The following is a 22,487-nucleotide window of genomic DNA, read 5'->3' on the forward strand; positions in this document are numbered from 1 at the left end:
CTGGCGACGCTAGCAAAATCAGCTATAGTGTGGAAGTCAGGGTGGGAAGCGCGCACATGCCCTGGCTTACGGTCATTTGCTAAAAATACAATGGAGTAACTTATGAGCAACAAAGGGCAACTTTTACAAGACCCGTTTCTGAACGCCTTGCGTAAGGAGCATGTTCCCGTCTCGATCTATCTGGTCAACGGTATCAAGCTGCAGGGAAACATCGAGTCGTTTGACCAGTATGTCGTCCTGCTGCGCAACACGGTCACCCAAATGGTCTATAAGCATGCCATTTCGACGGTCGTACCTGCGCGTCCGGTGAATTTCCATCCGGAAGCCGAGCAGTCCTGATTCAGGCTCGCCCGACCGGGTGTCTCTCCGGCCGGGCGAATTTCTCTTCCCCATCGCCCGCACTTGTCCAACAGCCCCAATACCCATCCCCAGCGTAGCTTGACGATCAACGCCGCGCTCGTCGGCATCGATTTCGGTAAACTCGATTTCGAAGCCAGCCTCCAGGAACTCGACCTTCTGACGCAATCCGCAGGCGCCACGCCTGTCGTGACCATTACCGGTCGCCGTCACAGTCCTGATGCAAAGCTCTTCATCGGCAGTGGTAAAGCCGAAGAACTGCGTCTCGCCATCGAAGAGTACGACGTCGAACTGGTGATTTTCAATCATGCGCTGACACCCGGTCAGCAGCGTAACCTCGAACACCTGTTGCAGCGTCGTGTGGTCGACCGTACCAGCCTGATCCTCGATATCTTTGCCCAACGCGCGAAGAGTCATGAGGGCAAGCTGCAGGTTGAACTCGCACAACTGCGGTACCTGTCCACGCGCCTGGTGCGCGCCTGGACTCACTTGGAACGTCAGAAGGGCGGTATCGGCTTGCGTGGACCGGGTGAAACGCAGTTGGAAACCGACCGCCGTCTGCTTGGCGATCGTGTGAAGTCGCTGGAAGGCCGCCTCCAGAAACTTCAGCGCCAGCACGACACGCAACGTCGCGCGCGTCAGCGCAGCGGTACCGTGTCGATTTCTCTGGTGGGCTATACAAATGCGGGCAAATCCACGCTGTTCAACGCGGTGACGAAGGCGAATGCCTACGCCGCAGATCAGCTCTTTGCCACGCTCGATACCACGTCCCGCCGCGTTTATCTTGGCGATGTCGGGAACATCGTGCTGTCTGATACTGTCGGATTCATCCGCGAGCTGCCGCACCAGTTGGTTGCGGCATTCCGGGCGACGCTTGAGGAGACGGTACACGCCGACATGCTGCTGCATGTGGTGGATGCCTCGAGTCAGGTGCGTCAGGAGCAGATGGCCGAGGTCAACGCCGTTTTGGCGGAAATCGATGCGGCCGACATCCCGCAGATTATCGTCTGGAACAAGATCGACGCGGTGCCGGAACTGGCCGCACAAGGGCCGAGAATCGAGCGGGATGAAGCCGGGCGCGTTGCGCGGGTCTTTTTGAGCGCGCGTACCGGCCAGGGCCTCGACCTGCTGCGTGAGGCCATTAGCGAGGCGGTTGTGGCCGGCACTGCTGGGTTACAATCGCAGATCGAAGCGCCCGATGTCCGGCTCATCGACCGTTGGGGCGATGTGCCGCGCGCAGAAGACAGATAACACGAGACGTCACGCCGCGAAGGGTGGCTGCCACGGGGAATACCGGCAGCGCAGCTCAACGCGGGTGACGAACTGGCAAGAGACCAGACGGAGGCCGGGCAAGGCCGCCGATCGGCACACCAGAGATTCGGGAACTACGCGCGATCCGGCAGCATGCGCGCTCCGAAGTGAGGCGCGCCGGTCGCAACGCCAAGACCGCTTCAGTCACCACGCTTCTACCTATGCTTCCAAGAGCTTTGATGCGACGAGTTGGCTTGATTTTCTCCCTGAACGACCCGCGCTGGGGGCGGGACGGCGGCGGCGATACGCCGTCCGGCAATCAGGAACCGAACCGCCCCGACCGCGCGAACAATCCGAATCCGCAAGATCAGAAGGAGCCGCAGCGCGGCCCGCAAGGCCCGCAGCAGGAGGGGCCGCCCGATCTCGACGAGCTGTGGCGCGATTTCAATCGGCGTCTTAACCGTATCTTCGGCCGCAAGGGCGGCGGAGGCGGTAATAACAATGGCGGCTCGAGTAATTTTTCCGGCGGCTCGCGCGGATCAAGCATTGGCGTTGGCGTTGTCATTGCGCTGGCGTTTCTGATCTGGCTGGCCACGGGCATCTTCATCGTCCAGGAAGGCCAGGTCGGTGTCGTTACGCAATTCGGCAAATACAAGTACACGACGACTTCGGGTATCCAATGGCGTTTGCCGTACCCGTTCCAGTCCGTTGAGATCGTGAACATGTCGCAGATCCGTTCGGTCGAAATCGGCCGCTCGAATACGATTCGCGATACCGATCTGAAGGACTCGTCGATGCTCACGGGCGATGAGAATATTATCGACGTGCGTTTTGCCGTGCAGTACCGCATCAAGGATGCCACCGAGTTCCTGTTCAATAACGTGGATGCCGAATCGTCGGTGAATCTGGCCGCGCAAACTGCGGTTCGCGAGATCGTCGGCAAGAGCAAGATGGATTTCGTGCTCTACGCCGGCCGTGAAGAAATCGCCAATGAACTGGTCACCTCGATCCAGCGCATTCTGGACGACTACAAGACCGGCATTCTGGTCACCAGTGTGACCATGCAAAGCGTGCAGCCGCCTGAGCAGGTGCAGGCCGCGTTCGACGACGCCGTGAAGGCCGGTCAGGATCTGGAGCGCGCGAAGAATGAAGCGCAGGCTTATGCCAATAACGTGATTCCGCGTGCCAAGGGTACGGCGTCGCGTCTGACGGAAGAGGCTGCCGGCTACAAGGCGCGCGTTGTATCGCAGGCGCAGGGCGACGCCGATCGCTTCAAATTGGTGCAGGAAGCCTATGCCAAGGCGCCGGGTGTCATCCGCGAACGGATGTACCTCGACACAATGCAGCAGATCTACTCGCGTACCACGAAGATCATGGTGGATTCGAAGAACAACAGTCTGTTGTACCTGCCGTTGGACAAGATCATGGAGCGTACACGCAGTGGCGACGCGTCGTTGCCGGCGCCGGCCTCCGGTGCGGCAGCGAACGCGGCCACAGGATCGTCTGCTGCAGATGACAGCACGGATGCCGACCATGATCGATCGCGCGCGGCATTGCGCAACCGCGACCGCGATTCACGCTAAGGGGATAAGCGCATGAACCGTATTGGAACTGTAATTGTTGCGCTGATCGTTTTGTTGATCGTGCTTGCCTCGACCATGTTCGTGGTGGATCAGCGCCGTTTTGCCGTGGTGTTCTCGCTGGGCGAGATTCGCGACGTGTATAGCCAGCCTGGGTTGAAATTCAAGTTGCCGCCGCCGCTCCAGACGGTGTTGTATCTGGACAAGCGCATCATGACCATCGATAACCCCGAGCCGGAGCGCTTTATCACGGCTGAGAAGAAGAACCTGATCGTCGATTCGTATGTGAAGTGGCGCATCGTCGACCCGCGTAAGTTCTACGTGAGCTTCAAGGGGGAGAGCCGTCTGGCTCAGGATCGTCTGACGCAGCAGATTCGCTCGGCGCTTCAGGAGGCGTTCACCAAGCGCACGGTGACGGAAGTGGTGTCGTCGCAGCGCGAGCAGGTGATGCAGTGGGTCAAGCAGAAGGTCGGCGAAGACGCGGCGCAGGTCGGCATCGAGATTGTCGACGTGCGGATGCGTCGCGTGGATCTGGCCGCTGGCATTAGCGATTCGGTATATAGCCGTATGGCTGCCGAGCGTAAGCGCGTAGCGAACGAACTGCGCTCGACCGGTGCTGCCGAGGCTGAGCAGATTCGAGCCGACGCTGACCGCCAGCGTGATGTCGTCGTGGCCGAAGCCTATGCCAAGGCGCAGCAGGTCAAGGGCGAGGGCGATGCCACTGCGGCGGGCATTTATGCACAGGCATTTGGCCGTGACCCGCAGTTCGCTCAGTTCTATCAAAGCCTCGAAGCGTACAAGGCGACGTTCCGTGACAAGGCGGACGTCATCATTGCCGACCCGAACAGCGATTTCTTCCGATTTATGCGCGGATCCGGTGGTGCTGGCGCGCCGGCCGGAAAAGCGGGAAAATAGCGTCTTTGACATCCGAGTAGCTGCCACCGCCCGCGTCAAACGCGGGCGGTGGCGTTTTGGCCGAGCCCCCTGTGACCAGCAGCACGATAATTCTCGCTTTGGCCCTCATGCTGATCGTCGAGGGATTGTTTCCGTTCGTCGCCCCGGACCGGTGGCGGCAGAGTTTTCGTAAAATAACGGAAATGCCGTCCGGCCAGATTCGCTTCTTCGGTCTGGCCGCCGTCTCGCTAGGGCTGATCCTGATGCTGCTGGCCGACTACTAAAAGGCGCTTCCCTGCGCCGTCTGAATACCGAAATACCCATGCCGAACTGGCTACTTCCCGAAAATATCGCCGACGTGCTGCCGTCCGAGGCGCGCAAGATCGAAGATCTGCGTCGGCTCATGCTCGATCGTTTCCGCACCTACGGGTACGAACTCGTGATGCCACCGATGCTCGAGTATGTCGAGTCGCTGCTGACCGGCACCGGCCACGACCTCGATTTGCGCACGTTCAAGCTCGTTGATCAGCTCTCGGGCCGCACGATGGGCCTGCGCGCCGACATTACCCCGCAGATCGCACGAATCGACGCCCATTTGCTCAATCGCAAGGGGGTGACGCGTTTGTGTTACGCGGGGAGCGTGTTGTTCACTCGTCCGCGTAACCTCCTGGCGACGCGCGAGCCGTTCCAGATCGGCGCCGAAATCTTCGGGCATAGCGGGCTGGAAGCCGATCTCGAAATCCAGGAGCTACTGCTTTACTGCCTGCAACTCGCGGGGTTGAAGCAGATTCGTATCGATCTGTGCCACGCGGGTGTTCTTGAATCGCTGATCGAGCGTGTGCCGGCCGCCGAGGCCATCGAAAGTCAGTTGTTCGGGGCGCTCGCGACCAAGGACGTACCGCAGCTCGAAGCGTTGACCCGCGATCTGCCGACGCATCTGCGCGATGCGTTGCTGGCGTTGACCACGTTGTATGGTGAACCTTCCGAGACGCTGGCCCGTGCCCGCGAGGTGCTGCCCGATCTGCCCGGGGTAAAGGCCGCGCTGGACGATCTGGCCTATTTGGCGGCGTCGCAGAGCAAGGATGGTCCGGCGGTGCTGTCCATCGACTTGGCCGATCTGCGTGGCTATCAGTATCACAGTGGCGTGATGTTCGCGGCATATGTCGATGGCATTCCCAATGCCATTGCCCGTGGCGGCCGTTACGACAAGGTGGGGCAGGCGTTTGGCCGAGATCGCCCTGCAACCGGTTTTTCGCTCGATTTGCGTGAGTTGGCGGCAATTTCGCCGGTAGAAGCGCGTAGTAATGCGATTTTGGCGCCCGCGGATGATGTCCCTGGATTGCGTGCCAAAATCGACAGCCTCCGCGACGCGGGCGAGGTCGTCATCCGCATGCTGCCGGGCCACGACCAGGATTTCGAGGAGTTCACGGGAGATCGTGTCCTTGTCGAGAAAGACGGTCAGTGGGTTGTGACACCCCGGTGAACTTCGCTGAAAAAAGCGGCACTAGCGCCCGTCAACACGGGTAGAATACGTTTTTAACCAAACCAACTATTGTTATGTCCGGCAATGCATTGAATCAGGGACGCAACGTCGTCGTTATCGGAACCCAGTGGGGCGACGAGGGCAAGGGTAAGGTCGTCGACTGGCTGACCGATCATGCGCAAGGCGTGGTGCGTTTTCAAGGGGGCCACAATGCCGGACATACGCTCATCATTGGTGGCAAGAAGACGATTCTGCGCCTGATCCCGTCGGGCATCATGCACAAGGACGTCGTCTGCTACATCGGCAACGGCGTGGTGCTCTCGCCCGAAGCGCTGTTCAAGGAAATCGAAGAGCTGGAAAGCGCCGGTCTGAACGTTTGTGGCCGTCTGCGCATTTCCGAGGCCTGTACTCTGATCCTCCCGTACCACGTTGCTATCGACCAGGCGCGCGAAGCGCGTCGCGGTGCCGGCAAGATCGGCACGACCGGTCGCGGCATCGGCCCGGCCTATGAAGACAAGGTCGGCCGTCGTGCGTTGCGCGTGCAGGATCTGTTCGATCCGGAAGCGTTCGCTGCGCGTCTGCGTGAGAACCTCGACTATCACAACTTTGTCCTGACGCAGTATCTGGGCGGGAAGGCCGTTGATTTCCAGGAAACGCTGGACACGATGCTGAGCTACGCGGCGCGCCTGAAGCCGATGATCGCGGACGTATCGCAGATGCTCTACGCGGCTAACCGCGAAGGTCAGAAGTTGCTGTTTGAAGGCGCGCAAGGCACGCTGCTCGATATCGACCATGGTACGTATCCGTTCGTGACCAGCAGCAACTGTGTGGCGGGTGCCGCGTCGGCGGGCGCTGGCGTCGGTCCGCAGCAACTGCACTACGTGTTGGGCATCACCAAGGCTTACTGCACGCGCGTTGGCGCGGGGCCGTTCCCAAGCGAGCTGTACGATGCGGACAACCCCGCACGTCAGGAAGCCATTGGTCTGCAACTGGCAACGGTCGGCAAGGAATTCGGTTCGGTGACGGGGCGTCCGCGCCGCACGGGGTGGATGGACGCCGCTGCACTCAAGCGTTCGATCCAGATCAACGGTGTGACCGGTCTGTGCATGACGAAGCTCGACGTGCTGGACGGTCTCGAGACCGTACGTCTGTGCGTGGGCTACAAGATTGATGGCCAGACGATCGACATTCTGCCGCGCGGTGCCGTGGACGTAGCTCGTTGCGAGCCAGTGTACGAGGATTTCCCCGGTTGGACACAGAGCACGGTTGGCGTCACGTCGTGGGATCAACTGCCGGTTCAGGCGCAAAACTACCTGAAGCGTATTGAAGAGGTGAGCGGTATCCCGATCGATATGGTGTCGACGGGGCCGGACCGAGACGAAACCATTCTTTTGCGTCATCCCTTCAAGAACTGAAATACCAGTAGGACTGGCAAGGCACACCATGAATCTGCCCCAAAACGACGATAAGAACCTCTGGGTCTCGTGGGAAGAGTACCACCGACTGATTGAGCGCCTGGCGCTCAAGGTCTACGAGTCCAACTGGAAGTTCGACAAGATCCTGTGTCTGGCCCGTGGTGGCTTGCGTGTGGGCGATCAGCTCGCACGCATCTACGACGTGCCCCTCGCGATTCTGGCAACCAGTTCGTATCGTGAGGCCGAAGGCACTATTCGTGGCGATCTCGACATCGCCCAGTACATCACCATTACCCGTGGTGAGCTGGAAGGCCGCGTGCTGCTGGTCGACGATCTGGTCGATTCGGGGGTAACGCTCGAACGCGTGGGTAAGCACCTCAAGGAGCGTTTCCCGAAGGTGACCGATGTGCGCTCGGCGGTGTTGTGGCACAAGGCTTGCTCGAAAGTGGCGCCGGATTACGCGGTTGATTTCCTGGCAACGAATCCTTGGATTCACCAACCTTTCGAAGAGTACGACACGCTGCGTCCGCACAATTTGTCTGCGTGGATCAAGCGTGGTACGTGAGCGAATTAGGCAGGGCCGGGTACGCTGAGTAGCGTCGTTCGGTGGGGATACCCCAGCAAACAGGCGGTGACATCGGAAGATGTCCCGCCTGTTTTCTTTTTGTGCGTACGTCTCCGACTTTCTCCGGTCATTTCGGCATGAGATGGCGTGACAGGGCCATTTGGCGGGCAAAACCCCCTCTGCTCGCGGTTTTATAGGGCCGTATCGCATGATTTCATACGGAATCCGGTCACGACCTTTGCAGATTTCCAAGCTGCGACTCCGTCACGATGAAGTTGAAGTGGTTGCGCCTCGTTCCCACGATTTTCTCCGTGTGGATTACCGGCGTGATGGCGCTGGCCAGCACGACGAGCTTTGCCGCGTCTGCGGTGGCGGGCGTGCGCACGGTGAATGGGCTTCGGTATGTGTATGTGACCAACCAGACATCGATGGCCAAGGCCAAACTGGCCGCATTGGACCGATGCAGAACCCGCCTCGCTCCCGGCAGCCGGGGCGGGCGGTGTGAGGTATTGATGGCCGGAAATGGCCCGGCGTACTGGGCCGTCGTGCATGCGAGCAACGGTGAGGTCGGAGTCGCGCTCGGGGATACGCAGACATCCGCCGTTCAGGATGCGTTTGTCGTTTGTCAGCGGGGAGGCCAATGTTCGACCGATGGCGCGTACATCTGGTTCGATAGCGGCCAACGGCCGGGTATGCGATTGCCGCCGCCTCAGGCGGCTCAGCCACAGCCCGCACAGTGCAAGATTCCGACGGGGCAGGTCATACGTATGCAGACCCGGTGTATCAACGGCGAGTGCACCCGGACGTATGAGAACGGTTGTACGGTTCGCTTTCAGGCGGCGCGCTGCCTGGATCGAGAGACGAACAGCTACGTTTGGAAACCGAACGGTTGCGACGAGGAAAGCTGATGGAGTTGGCATTTCGCAGACGGGAACGTCCGTGGAATGCCATGTTATCCAGCCGGTTACGCCATCAAAAAATGGGCGCCCGAAGGCGCCCATTTTTGTGAAACCTCAGCCGGGGCGTTAGCTTGCCGACATGCCGCTATGGCGTAGCAAGGCATCCACTTGGGGCGCGCGGCCGCGGAATGCGATAAACGATTCCATTGCCTCGCGGCTGCCGCCTACGGCGAGAATCTCATCGCGATAGCGTGTCCCCGTAGCTGTATCGAGTACTGACCCGCTCACCTTCGCAGCTTCTTCAAATGCCGCATATACGTCGGCAGAGAGTACCTCAGCCCACTTGTAGCTGTAGTAGCCAGCCGCGTAGCCACCGGCAAAAATATGGCTAAACGTATTCGGCCAACGAGAGAACTCTGCCTGCGGTGTCACATGAAGCCGATCATTGATGCGCTTAGAGAGCTCCAGCACCGACTCGCTGCCACGCGGATCATAGTCGTAATGCAGATGCATGTCGAAGTCGGAGAAGACCAACTGGCGCAGCATCATCAAGCCGCTCTGGAAATTGCGTGCGGCGATCATCTTGTCGAAGAGCGCACGGGGCAGAGGGGCACCCGTATCGACGTGTGCCGTCATATGCTCCAGTACGTCCCATTCCCAGCAGAAATTCTCCATGAACTGAGACGGTAGCTCGACGGCATCCCACTCGACACCATTGATGCCCGCTACGCCAGCATCTTCCACTTGCGTGAGCATGTGGTGCAGTCCGTGCCCAAATTCATGGAACAGCGTGATGACGTCGTCGTGGGGTAGCAGCGCAGGCTTGTCGCCAACGGGGGCTGGGAAGTTGCATACGAGGTACGCTACGGGCGTTTGCAACTTGCCGTCGTGCAAGCGCTTCCGGGTGCGCGCGCTGTCCATCCATGCGCCGCCCCGCTTGCCTTCGCGGGCGAACAGGTCCATATAGAACTGCGCGACCAGTTCGCCGTCACGCTCGATACGGAAGAAGCGCACGTCAGGGTGCCAGGTCTCGGCGTCTTGCGGGCGAATCGTGACATCGAACAACGTGCCAGCGACGCGGAACAGGCCATCGAGCACCTTGGGCAGCGGGAAATACTGGCGGACTTCCGTTTCCGAGAAGGCGTAACGCTGTTGGCGAAGCTTTTCCGACGCGTATGCTGTGTCCCAGGGTTGCAGCTTGTCGATGCCGAGTGACGTGGCGGCGAACGCCTGTAGCTCTTCCCAATCCTTTTCTGCGTACGGCCGTGCGCGACGGGCGAGGTCTTCGAGGAATTCAAGGACTTGCGCAGGCGATTCGGCCATCTTGGGCTCGAGCGATACCTCGGCGTAGTTCTTGAAGCCAAGCATGTGCGCTTCTTCGCGGCGCAGGGCGAGCTGTTCGACAATGATCCCGGTGTTGTCCCAGCCGGCTTCGCCATCGCCAAATTTCGGGCCGAGTTCCGACGCGCGTGTAACGTTCGCGCGGTAGAGCTTCTCACGCAGGGCACGGTTATCGGCGTATTGCAGCACCGGGAAATAAGACGGGAAGTGAAGCGTGAATTTCCAGCCTGCAAGGCCGTCGCGTTCCGCTGCGGCGCGCGCAGCGGCCTTGTCGTCGTCTGGCACGCCGGCAAGCTCTTGCTCGTCGGTCACCACAAGGGAAAACTTGTTGGTGGCGTCGAGTACATGGTCCGAAAAATTCTTCGCCAGATGTGCCTGCTCTTCCTGAATTTCAGCGAATCGCGGTTTCTGTGCTTCGGGGAGTTCGGCGCCGCCCAGTCGGAATCCACGCATCTCGTTGTCGAGAATCTTCTTTCGCGCGGGTGACAGGCCTGCGAATTCAGGGCCTGCGGCAATGGCCTTGTACTTTTCGAACAGCGCCAGATTTTGGCCGACGCTGGCAGAGAATTCCGTGACGCGCGGCAGATTTTCACTGTACGCCGCGCGCAGTTCCGGGGTGTCGGCAACCGCGTTCAGGTGTCCAACGATTTCCCATGCGCGGCCCAGGCCTTCCGTGCCGTCTTCAACCGCGTCGAGAATGTTGGCCCATGTCGCCGGGGTAGACGGGTCTGCAGCCCGGTCAACCGCTGCACGCGCTTGCTCCAGCAGCACGTCGATGGCGGGCGTGACATGTTCGGGGCGGATCTCGGTGAAACGGGGGAGTCCTTCGATATCGAGCAGAGGATTGGTTTGCGGCGTATTCATGCGTTCGTTGTCCACTTGAAGGGGCTTACGAAGAGTGTGGGGGCATCTAGTCGAATTTTCCAGTCGTTTTTTTCAACCGGCACGATTAGGGCGGCGGACGAGGTATGCGCCGAAATGCCATATCAGGCATGTGTTTGCCACTTCTTCGAGGATACAGACGGGGGGGCGATGGCGGGCTTGTTACGCGATACGGGCGCAATTTTCGGGGCTTTCCGCCCCCTGCGTCGGCGTTTTCCGAAAGGGGGCGATGCGCCTAAGCGGCAAGGGCGCAACCGGCCTATCGGGGGTCGGCTGCGCCCTTGAGTCGTGCTGTGCTGTGTGACGGCTTAAGCGCCGAGAGCGCGCTCGGCGGCTTCGATGGTGTTTACGAGAAGCATGGTGATCGTCATCGGCCCTACGCCACCCGGAACCGGAGTGATGAAGCCCGCTACATCTTTGACGCCGTTGAAATCAACGTCGCCGCACAGCTTGCCTTCGTCGTCGCGGTTCATGCCGACGTCAATCACGGCTGCGCCCGGCTTGACCATGTCGGCCGTGACGATGTTGCGCTTACCTACCGCTGCGACGATCACATCGGCATTGCGGGTGTGGGCGGCCAGATCGCGCGTCTTGCTATTGCAGATCGTGACTGTCGCGCCCGCCTGAAGCAGCATCATTGCCATGGGTTTGCCAACGATGTTGGAAGCGCCGATCACCACCGCCACTGCTCCACGCAGCGGGAAATCCACTGATTCCAGCATTTTCATGCAGCCATACGGCGTGCAGGGGCGGAACAGAGGCGCACCGGTCATCAGGGCGCCGGCATTCGAAACGTGGAAGCCGTCAACATCCTTTTCCGGAGCAATGGCCTCGAGCACTTTGTGGCTGTCGATGTGCTTCGGCAGCGGCAGTTGCACGAGAATGCCATTGATCTTCGGATCGCGGTTGAGTTCGTCGATGCGAGCGAGCAGGGCGGTTTCCGTCAGATCAGCCGGGTACCGGTCGAGCGACGAATGCAGGCCGTTGTCCTCGCACGCTTTGACCTTGTTACGCACGTAGACCTGACTGGCGGGGTCCTCTCCGACCAGAATCACGGCGAGACCGGGCTGGTGGCCGCGGGCGGTGAGGGCGGCAGCGCGTGTGGCGACTTCGGCGCGAATGCGTTTGGCGAGGGCGTTGCCGTCGATGAGGGTGGCGGTCATGATGCGTGGGTATCTATGAAGGAAGGGGGCTGGCCCAACGGGCCGGATACTGCAGCGACGGTCGGGCGGGCGACCATGGCAAAGACCGTATTATAACGGTGTGCCGGAACGGGCGGGAGAGGGAGGAGAGCCCGGAATGGGCGTAGGTGGGCTTGCCAAAAAACTATCGTGCCCCTGAGGGCAAAGTGCCCCGTAGAGCTGGCGTTGCTCAATGAAGCGGGCGAGCAACGCCATGCGCAGGCGACCGGACGGCAATCGGCCGGTCGCTGATTCGCCCCCCGTCAGCGAGCCGACGCGGTGCACTGCATACGGTAGTCTACGACCCGGTCAAGGGCGAGGCGACCCGCTCGAGCGTTTGGATAGTGCAAGTCGGAGCAAGTCGGCAACGGTATTGACGTTGAGTTTCTCCATGATGTTGGCCCGGTGAGCCTCGACCGTTTTGATGCTGATGCCAAGATCATCGGCAATCTGCTTGTTCAGACGGCCGGCAATAATGCGCTCCAACACCTGATGTTCGCGACTCGTGAGCTTGGAGAGCAGGTCTTCGGCGGCTTGTTGCTCACGTTGGCTGCTGGCGTCTTGCCGAGCCTTCGACAACATCCGTTCGACCTGAGCGCGCAATTCCGCTTCGTCAAAAGGCTTTTCGATGAAGTCCATCGCGCCTTTTTTCATCGTGTCGACAGCCATTGGCACATCGCCGTGGCCCGTCACGAAGATGATCGGAATGTTGAACCGGTTCTCAACTAGCTTTTCTTGCAGTTCCAGCCCGCTCATACCGGGCATGCGAACGTCGAGAATCAGGCAGCCAACCTGATGTCCGTTGTAGTGCGAAAGAAACTCCTCGGCGCTCGCAAAGCCTCGCACATGGTAGCCATTGGCCTCGAGAAGCCAGCGAAGCGAGTCACGGACCGCTTCGTCGTCATCGACAACGAAGACGGTTTCTTGGTCAATATTGGTGTTGGGTGTCGTCATAATCCTCCCCCGGATCCGGATGTCGTATCGCCTTCTAACGGTAACAGAATACAAAATGTACAACCATTCCGCACGCCGTCGATTTCATTGTTTTCTACCCAAAGACGGCCGTGGTGCGATTCAATGATCGAACGGCAGATATTCAGGCCCATGCCCATGCCGTCCGACTTAGTACTAAAAAAAGGTTCAAACAATCGTTCGATGGTGGCTTCGTCGACACCGGGCCCGTGATCAGAGACCTGGAATTCGATCGATTTGTCGCGGCGCTCAACGTGCAGACGCACCGTGGAATCACGTCGCTGACCTGGCGGCGGCGTGTAGCCATGCATCGCCTCTGCCGCGTTCTTGAGCAGGTTCACGAGCACCTGTTCGATGAGCACCGGATCAACGTTGATCTGCGGCAGGCCCGCCGGCAACTCGGTCACGATACGAATGCGGCGTTTGCGTGCCTCGATCTCTGCGAGACCGACGGCGTCCGCTACGATCTCATAAATCGATGACGGTTGGCGCTTGGGTTCGCTACGTTTTACGAATGCCCGGATTCGCTTGATGATCATGCCTGCACGAACTGCCTGCTGAGACGTTTTCTCCAGCGCGGGCAGCAACGTTTCCGGCGAGGTGCGACCGGCGCGTACGAGCGCAGCGGTACCCATGCAGTAATTATTGATGGCGGCGAGCGGCTGGTTCAGCTCGTGGGCGAGCGACGAGGCCATCTCTCCCATCGTCGTCAGACGCCCTGTGAACTGCAGGCGTTCCTCTTCCTGACGAGCCAGCTCTTCCGCGTGACGCCGCGCCGTAATGTCGGTTGCCACCTGCAACTGTGCCAGATGGCCGTCGACCCACTGAATATACTGACGTCGGACTTCGAACCATTTCTGGTGCGTCGGCAGGTAGATTTCCTGCGTCTCGGCCGCCGTATCGGTAAGCGAGGCGGCGGGCAGTCCGGCAAATGCGTCGACCATGTCGATATGGTCGAGCGAGGCCGGCGAGAGTTCGCCTCCGCCGGACAACTCCAGATGACCTTCAGGGCGCGTGCCGAACAATTGGCGGTAGTAGCGGTTGGCGAACAGCAGTTCAGCCTTGTCGACAGCAAGCACGGATACCGACGCGTCGAGACTTTCGAGCACCGTCGTAAACCGCTCGTGAGCTGCGGCGAGTTCCTCTCGGGCCCGCTTCGGCTCGCTAATATCGGTTAGCGACGACATCCAGCCCGTCTGACGGCCGTGCGCGTCCACGAGCGGCGAGACGAACATGCGTGCGTAGAAGATCGTGCCGTCCTTGCGTTGCACGCGGATTTCGAATCCATGTGAGGGCGCCTTGCCACGTAGCGTCATGTCGATGCGACGTTGCATCTCGTGGATATCGTCTTTGGGCCAGTACGGATAGGGCGGCGCCCGGTTCATGAGATCCGGTTCATCCCAACCCGTCATCCGGCAGAACGCAGGGTTCACATACGTGATATGCCCCTGAAGATCGAGTACGCGCATGCCGATCACGATGGAGTTTTCCATCGCTCGCCGGAATGACGTTTCATTGAACAGCGCTTGCTGCGCCTCGAACCTTTGCCGCGTATGCCGCCAAAGGCTCCAGAGACTCCAGAGGACAAAGCAGGACAATCCTGCGATCAGCCAGACCAGCGTGTTGTTGACGAAATTGCCGACGGCCGGATACGAGTAAATCCGTACGGCAAGGCTGTGGCCGGGCGGGTCGAGCAGCAACTCGTACGAGACGTCGCGCGGGAGCGGTGGCCGGGTCGATGTCGTCGCTAACTCGTTGTTATGGGTGTCGATGAACGACACCTTGAATTTGTCACCGAGTTCTTGCGGCAACTCGTGAATAAGCAAACCTTCCACGGAATACACGGCGCTGATTGTGCCGAGGAACTCGCGCTCGCGCAGTACGGGGACCTGCACGACGATGTAGCTCGCCCCGGACGCGTCGTAGATCAGCGTGGAGTAGGCCGACCCCTGCAAGCGCGACGCGAACGGCGAGTCGGCCGGCACCGCCCACTTCGGACGTTGCGATGCGTCGAGCCAATTCATGAAGACGATGTCCGCATGATTCTGCATCAGTTCGCTCGCGGTATTCTGGAAGTGCGCGACGTCCTGTGGTTTTGCCGCCGTATCGCGGGCAAGCGAACTGATCTGGTCCTGAATGGCCAGCATATTGAGGCGGATCTGCTGCTGCGCCCATGCCACGTTCCGATACAGGGTGTCCTGCTGCTGCTCCGTCTCGCGCCGATTCAGACTCCACAGAATCAAACTCATGACCACCAGGAAGATCACAATGGAGACGAGCGGGACCAGCAGGTAATAGTGCGACTCCGCGAACCCCTGCAACCAGCGGTTGGAGCGGGCAGGTGGGGTGGCAGACCGGGACGGCGGAGCGGAGTTGGCAAGGCGTGGCGAAAGCATGGCGAGATTGTAGCGCAGGCCGGGCGGTTTCCCTCTGCCGGAACGTGATGGGAATAGCTTTTCGGAGGCGTCCGATGTTTTCGGTAAGACAGCAGCGCAAATTGATACTGAGACCGATCGGTACGCGATCAAATCGTGGTGTGATAGCGCCAGCAACCCCTTGATTTTATGTGCACTGCAACAGAATTCCGCATTATGAAATTTACTATCGTAATCTGAAATTTCGCTTGCGGAGGCTGGATTAACCTTCGTACAATGCCCCGGTAAAAAAGCCGGTGGGCCCGTCCATGAAGCGGGTATCGACCGTTACGCCAACCCGCTAACGACAGACAAGGAGACACCATGTCCGCCGTACCTGAAGAAGCCCTGAAGATCGTATCCCCTGCGGACGTCGATCCCCAAGAAACGCAAGAATGGCTGGCCTCGCTCGAAGGCGTGCTGGCTGCCGAGGGCCCGGAACGTGCCCACTACCTGCTTGAGAAGCTGATCGAGTTCGCGCGCATCAATGGCGAACATCACCCGTTCTCGGCAAACACCCCCTATATCAACACCATCCCCGTCGACCAGCAGGCCCGTATTCCGGGTGATCAGGACATCGAGCACAAGATCCGCTCGTACACGCGCTGGAATGCGATCGCGATGGTGCTGCGTGCCGGCAAGGACACGAACGTTGGCGGTCACATCGCTTCGTTCGCCTCGGCTGCAACGCTGTATGACGTTGGTTTCAATCACTTCTGGCATGCCCCTTCCGAGAAGCACGGTGGCGACCTCGTCTTCGTGCAAGGTCACTCGTCGCCGGGTGTCTACAGCCGCGCTTTCCTGCTGGGCCGTCTTGAGATGACTCAGTTGGAGAACTTCCGTCAGGAAGTGGATGGTGGCGGCCTGTCGTCGTACCCGCACCCCTGGCTGATGCCGGACTTCTGGCAGTTCCCGACGGTGTCGATGGGGCTGGGTCCGATCATGGCGATCTACCAAGCTCGCTTCATGAAGTACCTGGAGTCGCGCAACATCGTGAAGACCGAGGGCCGAAAGGTCTGGGCATTTCTCGGCGATGGCGAGACGGACGAGCCGGAATCGCTGGGCGCCATCGGCATGGCCGGTCGCGAGCAGCTCGACAACCTTGTGTTCGTTATCAACTGTAATTTGCAGCGCCTGGACGGCCCGGTGCGCGGCAACGGCAAGATCATCCAGGAACTCGAATCGGAATTCCGTGGTGCTGGCTGGAACGTGATCAAAGTCATCTGGGGCAGCCGTTGGGATTCGCTCTTGGCTCGCGACAAGAAGGGCCTGCTCATGAAGCGCATGATGGAGTGCGTGGACGGCGAGTATCAGACGTACAAGTCGAAGGATGGCGCCTACGTGCGCGAGAACTTCTTCAACACGCCGGAACTGAAGGCGATGGTCGCCGATTGGTCCGACGAGGACATCTGGGCGCTGAACCGAGGCGGTCACGATCCGCACAAGATCTACGCAGCCTATCAGTCGGCCACCCAGCATAAGGGCCAGCCGACCGTCATCCTGGCCAAGACCATCAAGGGCTATGGCATGGGCGAAGCCGGTCAGGCCATGAACATTACCCACCAGCAGAAAAAGATGCCGGTGGAGTCGCTCAAGAAGTTCCGCGACCAGTTCAAGCTGCCGATTTCGGACGATGAGATTGCCGACGTGCCGTACCTGAAGTTCGAGGAAGGTTCGAAGGAACTGGAGTACATGCGTGCTCGCCGTATGGAGCTGGGCGGCTATCTGCCGCAGCGCCGCACCAAGGCGGCTTCGCTGCCGGTGCCTGCGCTGAGCGCATTCGACGCTCTGCTCAAGGCGACGGCAGAAGGCCGTGAGATTTCCACGACGATGGCGTTTGTGCGTATTCTCAACGTGCTGCTCAAGGACAAAGCGCTGGGTCAGCGTATCGTGCCGATCGTGCCGGATGAGTCGCGTACGTTCGGCATGGAAGGCCTGTTCCGCCAGATTGGTATCTGGAGCCAGGTCGGTCAGCGTTACATCCCGCAGGATCAGGATCAACTGATGTTCTACCGCGAATCAGAGAGCGGTCAGATTCTGCAGGAAGGTATCAACGAAGCCGGCGGTATGTGTGACTGGATCGCGGCTGCGACGTCGTACTCGACGCACGGCGAGACGATGATTCCGTTCTACATCTTCTATTCGATGTTCGGCTTCCAGCGCATTGGCGATCTGGCCTGGGCGGCTGGCGACATGCGTGCCCGCGGTTTCCTCGTGGGTGGCACGGCCGGTCGTACGACGTTGAACGGCGAAGGTTTGCAGCATGAGGACGGCCACTCGCTGCTGTGGGCGTCGTCGATTCCAAACTGCCTGCCGTACGATCCGACGTTCGCATACGAACTCGCCGTGATCGTTCAGGACGGTCTGCGCCGCATGGTGCAGGATCAGGAAGACGTGTACTACTACCTGACCGTGATGAACGAAAACTACGCACATCCGGCTATGCCGGAAGGCGTGGAGCAAGACATCCTGAAGGGGATGTACGCGTTCCGTCGCGGTGTGGACAACAGCAAGGCGCCGCGTGTGCAACTGCTGGGTTCGGGCACGATCTTCAACGAAGTGATCGCTGCTGCCGAAATGCTCAAGAACGATTGGGGTGTCGAATCGGATCTGTGGAGCTGCCCGAGCTTCACGGAGCTGGCTCGCGAAGGTAACGATGTTGCACGCTACAATCTGCTGCACCCGACCGAGACGGCGCGTCTGACGCATGTCGAGAAGTGCCTGAACGACACCCGGGGTCCGGTTATCGCATCGACCGACTATATCCGCACGTATGCCGACCAGATTCGTCCGTTCGTGCGTGGTCGTTATGTGGTGCTCGGCACCGACGGCTACGGCCGTTCGGATACGCGTGAGAAGCTGCGTCACTTCTTCGAGGTGGATCGTAACTGGGTCACGGTCGCTGCTCTGAAGGCACTGGCCGATGAAGGCACGCTGCCGGCAAGCAAGGTCGCCGAAGCGATTGCCAAGTACAACCTGGATCCGAACAAACCCAACCCGATGACCGTCTAAAGGCCGCTTCGCGCGGCGTGCGTAACCGTCAGCCGCTCTTGGGCGGCCGGCGGGTGCGCGCTGCACGTTAAGCGCAGCCTCGAGGAGACTGTGGAAAATGAGTCAAGTGATCGAAGTGAAAGTCCCGGATATCGGTGACTTCAAGGACTTGCCCGTCATCGACGTGCTGGTCAAGGCGGGCGATAAGATCGATGCCGAGCAGGCCCTGATCACGCTGGAGTCGGATAAGGCAACCATGGATGTGCCGAGCCCGGCCGCCGGGACCATCAAGGCACTGAGCCTGAAGGTCGGCGACGAAGTATCTGAGGGGTCCCTCATTCTGACGCTCGAGACGGCGAACGGCTCGGGCGCACAGGCAAACGGTGCTGCGGCACCGGCACCGGCTGCGGCCCCGCAAGCCGCCGCCCCGGCACCTGCCCCTGCAGCAGCGCCGGCCGCACCGGCTGCTAGCGGCAGTACGAGCAAGATCGACGTGAAGGTGCCGGATATCGGCGGTTACGACGATGTGCCGGTGATCGACGTGCTGGTCAAAGTGGGCGACACCGTGACGGCAGAGCAATCGCTCGTTACGCTGGAGTCGGACAAGGCATCGATGGACGTGCCGAGCCCGGCGGCAGGTGTGGTCAAGGAACTGAAGGTTAAAGTGGGCGACAAGGTGTCGGAAGGCACGTTGATCGTTGTGCTGGAAGGCGCTGCGCCGGCCAAAGCTGCCGCCCCGGCCGCTGCCCCGGCATCGGCACCGGCGGCCCAGAGTGCAGCCCCGGTCGCGCCGGCTCCCGTTGCAGCCCCGGCACCTGCTGCCGCCCCGGCTGCGTCTGCCGCAGTGAGCAACGCTGGCACTCAGCCGATCAGCCACGCCAGCCCGTCGGTGCGCAAGTTTGCCCGCGAACTGGGTGTCGACGTTACGCAAGTGAAGGGCACGGGTCCGAAGGGGCGCGTGGTCGTCGACGACGTGCGCAACTTCATCAAGAGCGCGCTCGCGGGCAACCGTCCGGCAACGGCAGGTGCCGCACCGGCAGGTGGCGGCGAACTGAATCTGCTGCCGTGGCCCAAGGTCGATTTCTCGAAGTTCGGTCCGGTCGAACCGAAGGCACTGTCGCGCATCAAGAAGATTTCGGGCGCGAACCTGCATCGCAACTGGGTCATGATCCCGCACGTCACGAACAACGACGAAGCGGATATCGGCGAACTCGAAGCGTTCCGTGTGCAGTTGAATAAGGAAAACGAAAAGGCCGGAGTCAAGGTAACGATGCTGGCTTTCGTGATCAAGGCCTGTGTCCTGGCCCTGAAGAAATTCCCGACGTTCAACGCGAGCCTCGACGGCGACAACCTCGTCTTCAAGCAGTACTTCCACATCGGCTTTGCGGCGGATACGCCCAACGGTCTCGTTGTGCCGGTCGTTCGCGATGCAGACAAGAAGGGCGTGTTCGAGATTGCCCGTGAGACGTCGGAACTGGCCAAGCTCGCTCGCGAAGGCAAGCTCAAGCCGGATCAGATGCAAGGCGGCTGCTTCTCGATCTCGTCGCTCGGCGGTATCGGCGGCACGACCTTCACGCCGATCATCAACGCACCGGAAGTGGCCATTCTGGGCCTGTCGCGTTCGTATCAGAAGCCGGTGTGGGACGAGCGCAAGCAACAGTTCCTGCCGCAACTGACGCTGCCACTGTCGTTGTCCTACGATCACCGCGTAATCGATGGCGCCGAAGCCGCACGCTTCAACGCCTACCTGGGTCAACTGTTGCAGGACTTCCGTCGCGCAATGCTGTGACAAGCGAACGCCGCCGGCTGCGCGTAAGTGCAACTGGCGGCGCTCGCGCGACAGCTTCAGGATCTGGACGGGGAGGGGCATCATGACCACCGTGGTAGTCGTTAAGAAGGCAGGTGAGATCGCCATTGCCGCCGATTCGTTAGTGACGTTCGGCGACACGCGGCTCTCGCAATCGTACGAGGAAAATCGCAAGGTTTTTCTCGTGGGCGATTCCTATGTCGGCCTCGCGGGCACGACCGCACACTTTCCGGTCATGCGAGCGATTCTTTCCGGCATGGCCGACGAATGTCGTTTGCACTCGCGCGACGAAGTGTTTCGCACGTTCTGCCGCGTCCATCAGAAGCTCAAGGAAGAGTATTTCCTCAACACCAAGGAAGAAGAAGACGATCCGTACGAGTCGTCGCAGATCACCAGCGTGATCGCGAATCCGACTGGCATTTACGGGGTCTATTCCTACCGGGAAGTGTTTGTTTTCGATCGGTTCTGGGGGATCGGTTCGGGGCGCAACTTCGCGCTCGGTGCCATGTATGCCCTCTACGACCAGGATCTGAGCGCTAGCGCCATCGCCGAAGCGGGCGTGAAGGCGGGGGCGGAGTTCGACAAGAGTTCCGCCGGCCCGTTTCAGGTGCATGCGTTTCCGATCGATCCCACCATCAAGTCATAAATGCGACAGGGAGACCCCGCATGAGTCTCATTGAAGTCAAGGTGCCGGACATCGGCGCAGAGGGCGTGGATGTCATCGAAGTGATGATCAAGCCGGGCGACAAGATCGCCAAGGAAGCGTCGCTCATCACGCTGGAGTCCGACAAGGCCTCCATGGAAGTGCCGTCGGAAGTGTCGGGCACGGTCAAGGAAGTGAAAATCAAGGTGGGCGACAAGGCCAGCCAAGGCACGCTGATTGCGCTTATCGAAGCCGACGATGCGGGTGCCGGCAAGGCCGCTGCCCCGGTAACCGCGCCTGCTCCGGCTGCGCCTGCGGCACCTGCGCCAGCGCCCGCAGCTCAGCCGAGCGCTCCGGCACCCGCCGCTGCCAAGCATAGCGGTGGCGCAGACACCGAGTGCGACGTGCTCGTGCTGGGCGCCGGCCCGGGGGGATACTCGGCCGCTTTCCGTAGCGCTGATCTGGGCCGCAAGACGGTCCTCGTCGAGCGCTATGCAACGCTCGGCGGCGTGTGCCTGAACGTGGGCTGCATTCCTTCGAAGGCGCTGCTCCATACGGCGGCAGTCCTGGAAGAGGCGCAATCGCTGGGTCATCACGGCATCTCGTTCGGCAAACCCGAAATCGATCTCGACAAGCTGCGTGCCTACAAGGAAAGCGTTGTCGGCAAGCTCACGGGCGGTCTGGCCGGCATGGCCAAGATGCGCAAGGTGGAAGTCGTACGTGGTGTGGGTACGTTCCTCGATCCGAACCACATCGAAGTGGTGGCCGAAGACGGCAGCAAGCGCACGGTGAAGTTCGCCCAAGCCATCATTGCTGCGGGCTCGCAAGCGGTGAAGTTGCCGTTCCTGCCGGAAGATCCGCGTATCGTCGATTCGACCGGCGCGCTCGAACTGCGTCAACTGCCGAAGAAGATGCTGGTCATCGGTGGCGGCATCATCGGCCTTGAAATGGCGACGGTCTACAGCGCTCTGGGTACCGAGATCGACGTTGTGGAAATGCTCGATGGTCTGATGCAAGGCGCCGACCGCGATCTGGTCAAGGTCTGGGAAAAGATGAACGCGAAGCGCTTTGGCCGCGTCATGCTCAAGACCAAGACGGTGGGGGCGGAGGCCAAGCCCGATGGCATCTACGTGAAGTTCGAAGGCGAAGCTGCCCCGGCAGAGCCGCAACGCTACGATCTCGTGCTGGTTGCGGTGGGCCGTAGCCCGAACGGCAAGAAGATTGGTGCCGAGAATGCCGGCGTATCGGTGGGCGAGCGCGGGTTCATCTCCGTCGATAAGCAAATGCGCACCAACGTGCCGAACATCTTCGCGATCGGCGACATCGTGGGTCAGCCGATGCTTGCACACAAGGCGGTGCACGAAGCGCATGTCGCCGCCGAAGCGGCTGCGGGAGAGAAGGCTTATTTTGATGCCATTCAGATTCCGTCGGTGGCCTACACCGATCCGGAAGTGGCATGGGCCGGCAAGACGGAAGACCAGCTGAAGGCGGAAGGCGTGAAGTACGGCAAGGCAGTGTTCCCGTGGGCAGCCTCGGGCCGCGCTATTGCCAATGGTCGCGACGAGGGCTTTACCAAGCTGCTGTTCGACGAAGAGACACATCGCATTGTGGGTGGCGCGATCGTTGGCACTCATGCCGGGGATCTGATCGGCGAATTGTGTCTGGCAGTGGAAATGGGGGCAGACGCCGTCGACATCGGCAAGACGATTCATCCGCACCCGACGCTGGCCGAGTCGATTGGCATGGCTGCGGAGATCTACGAAGGGGTTTGCACCGACGTACCGCCGGCTCGCAAGAAGTAAGGCAGTTTTC

Annotated in this window: 17 protein-coding genes; 13 read left to right on the forward strand and 4 right to left on the reverse strand. The window is 60.4% G+C overall.

The features are described from left to right. Nucleotides 1-102 precede the first annotated feature (102 nt). From hfq to AT395_RS11290, 9 genes are all read left to right on the forward strand, one after another. Nucleotides 103-339 (forward strand): RNA chaperone Hfq, encoded by a 237-nt coding sequence (hfq, locus tag AT395_RS11250; RefSeq protein ID WP_010807283.1) that lies wholly within the window; start codon nt 103-105, stop codon nt 337-339. Nucleotides 340-444: 105 nt separating this feature from the next. Further along, nucleotides 445-1,608, forward strand: a complete 1,164-nt coding sequence (hflX, locus tag AT395_RS11255) for a GTPase HflX (protein WP_376738388.1) — start codon at nt 445-447, stop codon at nt 1,606-1,608. Nucleotides 1,609-1,829: 221 nt separating this feature from the next. Beyond that, a complete protein-coding gene (gene hflK / locus AT395_RS11260; protein WP_042115553.1) occupies nt 1,830-3,191 on the forward strand; it encodes an FtsH protease activity modulator HflK in 1,362 nt (453 codons plus the stop codon). Between the two features lie 12 nt (nt 3,192-3,203). Then, nucleotides 3,204-4,103, forward strand: a complete 900-nt coding sequence (gene hflC, locus AT395_RS11265; protein ID WP_042115554.1) for a protease modulator HflC — start codon at nt 3,204-3,206, stop codon at nt 4,101-4,103. A gap of 107 nt (nt 4,104-4,210) precedes the next feature. Further along, the gene (locus tag AT395_RS11270; RefSeq protein WP_042118245.1) at nt 4,211-4,366 is read left to right on the forward strand and encodes a DUF2065 domain-containing protein; all 156 of its coding nucleotides are present in this window, start codon (nt 4,211-4,213) and stop codon (nt 4,364-4,366) included. Nucleotides 4,367-4,404: 38 nt separating this feature from the next. Further along, entirely contained in the window at nt 4,405-5,565 is a 1,161-nt protein-coding gene (locus AT395_RS11275) for an ATP phosphoribosyltransferase regulatory subunit (RefSeq protein ID WP_042115555.1), read from the forward strand. A gap of 74 nt (nt 5,566-5,639) precedes the next feature. Further along, the gene (locus tag AT395_RS11280) at nt 5,640-6,980 is read left to right on the forward strand and encodes an adenylosuccinate synthase (RefSeq protein ID WP_042115556.1); all 1,341 of its coding nucleotides are present in this window, start codon (nt 5,640-5,642) and stop codon (nt 6,978-6,980) included. Nucleotides 6,981-7,008: 28 nt separating this feature from the next. After that, nucleotides 7,009-7,545 (forward strand): phosphoribosyltransferase, encoded by a 537-nt coding sequence (locus tag AT395_RS11285; protein ID WP_042115557.1) that lies wholly within the window; start codon nt 7,009-7,011, stop codon nt 7,543-7,545. A 269-nt stretch (nt 7,546-7,814) separates the two neighbouring features. Then, entirely contained in the window at nt 7,815-8,453 is a 639-nt protein-coding gene (locus AT395_RS11290; RefSeq protein ID WP_042115558.1) for a DUF4189 domain-containing protein, read from the forward strand. Between the two features lie 117 nt (nt 8,454-8,570). On the opposite strand, the gene AT395_RS11295 is transcribed toward AT395_RS11290, so the two are convergent. From AT395_RS11295 to AT395_RS11310, 4 genes are all read right to left on the reverse strand, one after another. Continuing rightward, nucleotides 8,571-10,649: a M3 family metallopeptidase gene (locus AT395_RS11295; RefSeq protein WP_048629261.1), complete on the reverse strand. Its 2,079-nt coding sequence runs from the start codon at nt 10,647-10,649 to the stop codon at nt 8,571-8,573. Between the two features lie 326 nt (nt 10,650-10,975). Further along, nucleotides 10,976-11,830, reverse strand: a complete 855-nt coding sequence (gene folD, locus AT395_RS11300) for a bifunctional methylenetetrahydrofolate dehydrogenase/methenyltetrahydrofolate cyclohydrolase FolD (protein ID WP_042115560.1) — start codon at nt 11,828-11,830, stop codon at nt 10,976-10,978. A gap of 327 nt (nt 11,831-12,157) precedes the next feature. After that, nucleotides 12,158-12,802, reverse strand: coding sequence for a response regulator transcription factor (locus AT395_RS11305; RefSeq protein ID WP_010807272.1), 645 nt, complete (start codon nt 12,800-12,802; stop codon nt 12,158-12,160). Beyond that, nucleotides 12,799-15,216 (reverse strand): PAS domain-containing sensor histidine kinase, encoded by a 2,418-nt coding sequence (locus AT395_RS11310; protein ID WP_048629262.1) that lies wholly within the window; start codon nt 15,214-15,216, stop codon nt 12,799-12,801. The genes AT395_RS11305 and AT395_RS11310 overlap by 4 nt, the downstream gene beginning before the upstream one ends. A 342-nt stretch (nt 15,217-15,558) precedes the next feature. Between AT395_RS11310 and aceE the strand changes: the two genes are divergently transcribed. The 4 genes from aceE (at nt 15,559) to lpdA (ending at nt 22,477) form a co-directional block, all read left to right on the forward strand. Further along, nucleotides 15,559-18,246 carry a pyruvate dehydrogenase (acetyl-transferring), homodimeric type gene (gene aceE / locus AT395_RS11315; protein ID WP_042115561.1) on the forward strand — a complete coding sequence of 896 codons (2,688 nt, stop codon included), beginning with the start codon at nt 15,559-15,561 and terminating at the stop codon, nt 18,244-18,246. Between the two features lie 97 nt (nt 18,247-18,343). Then, a complete protein-coding gene (aceF, locus tag AT395_RS11320; RefSeq protein ID WP_048629263.1) occupies nt 18,344-20,014 on the forward strand; it encodes a dihydrolipoyllysine-residue acetyltransferase in 1,671 nt (556 codons plus the stop codon). Between the two features lie 82 nt (nt 20,015-20,096). After that, entirely contained in the window at nt 20,097-20,678 is a 582-nt protein-coding gene (locus tag AT395_RS11325) for an Ntn hydrolase family protein (protein ID WP_039374712.1), read from the forward strand. A 20-nt stretch (nt 20,679-20,698) separates the two neighbouring features. After that, on the forward strand, nt 20,699-22,477 hold the full coding sequence (gene lpdA / locus AT395_RS11330; RefSeq protein WP_048629264.1) for a dihydrolipoyl dehydrogenase: 1,779 nt from the start codon (nt 20,699-20,701) through the stop codon (nt 22,475-22,477). Nucleotides 22,478-22,487: the final 10 nt, after the last annotated feature.

Source organism: Pandoraea apista, from assembly GCF_001465595.2.
Classification (GTDB): Bacteria; Pseudomonadota; Gammaproteobacteria; order Burkholderiales; family Burkholderiaceae; genus Pandoraea; species Pandoraea apista.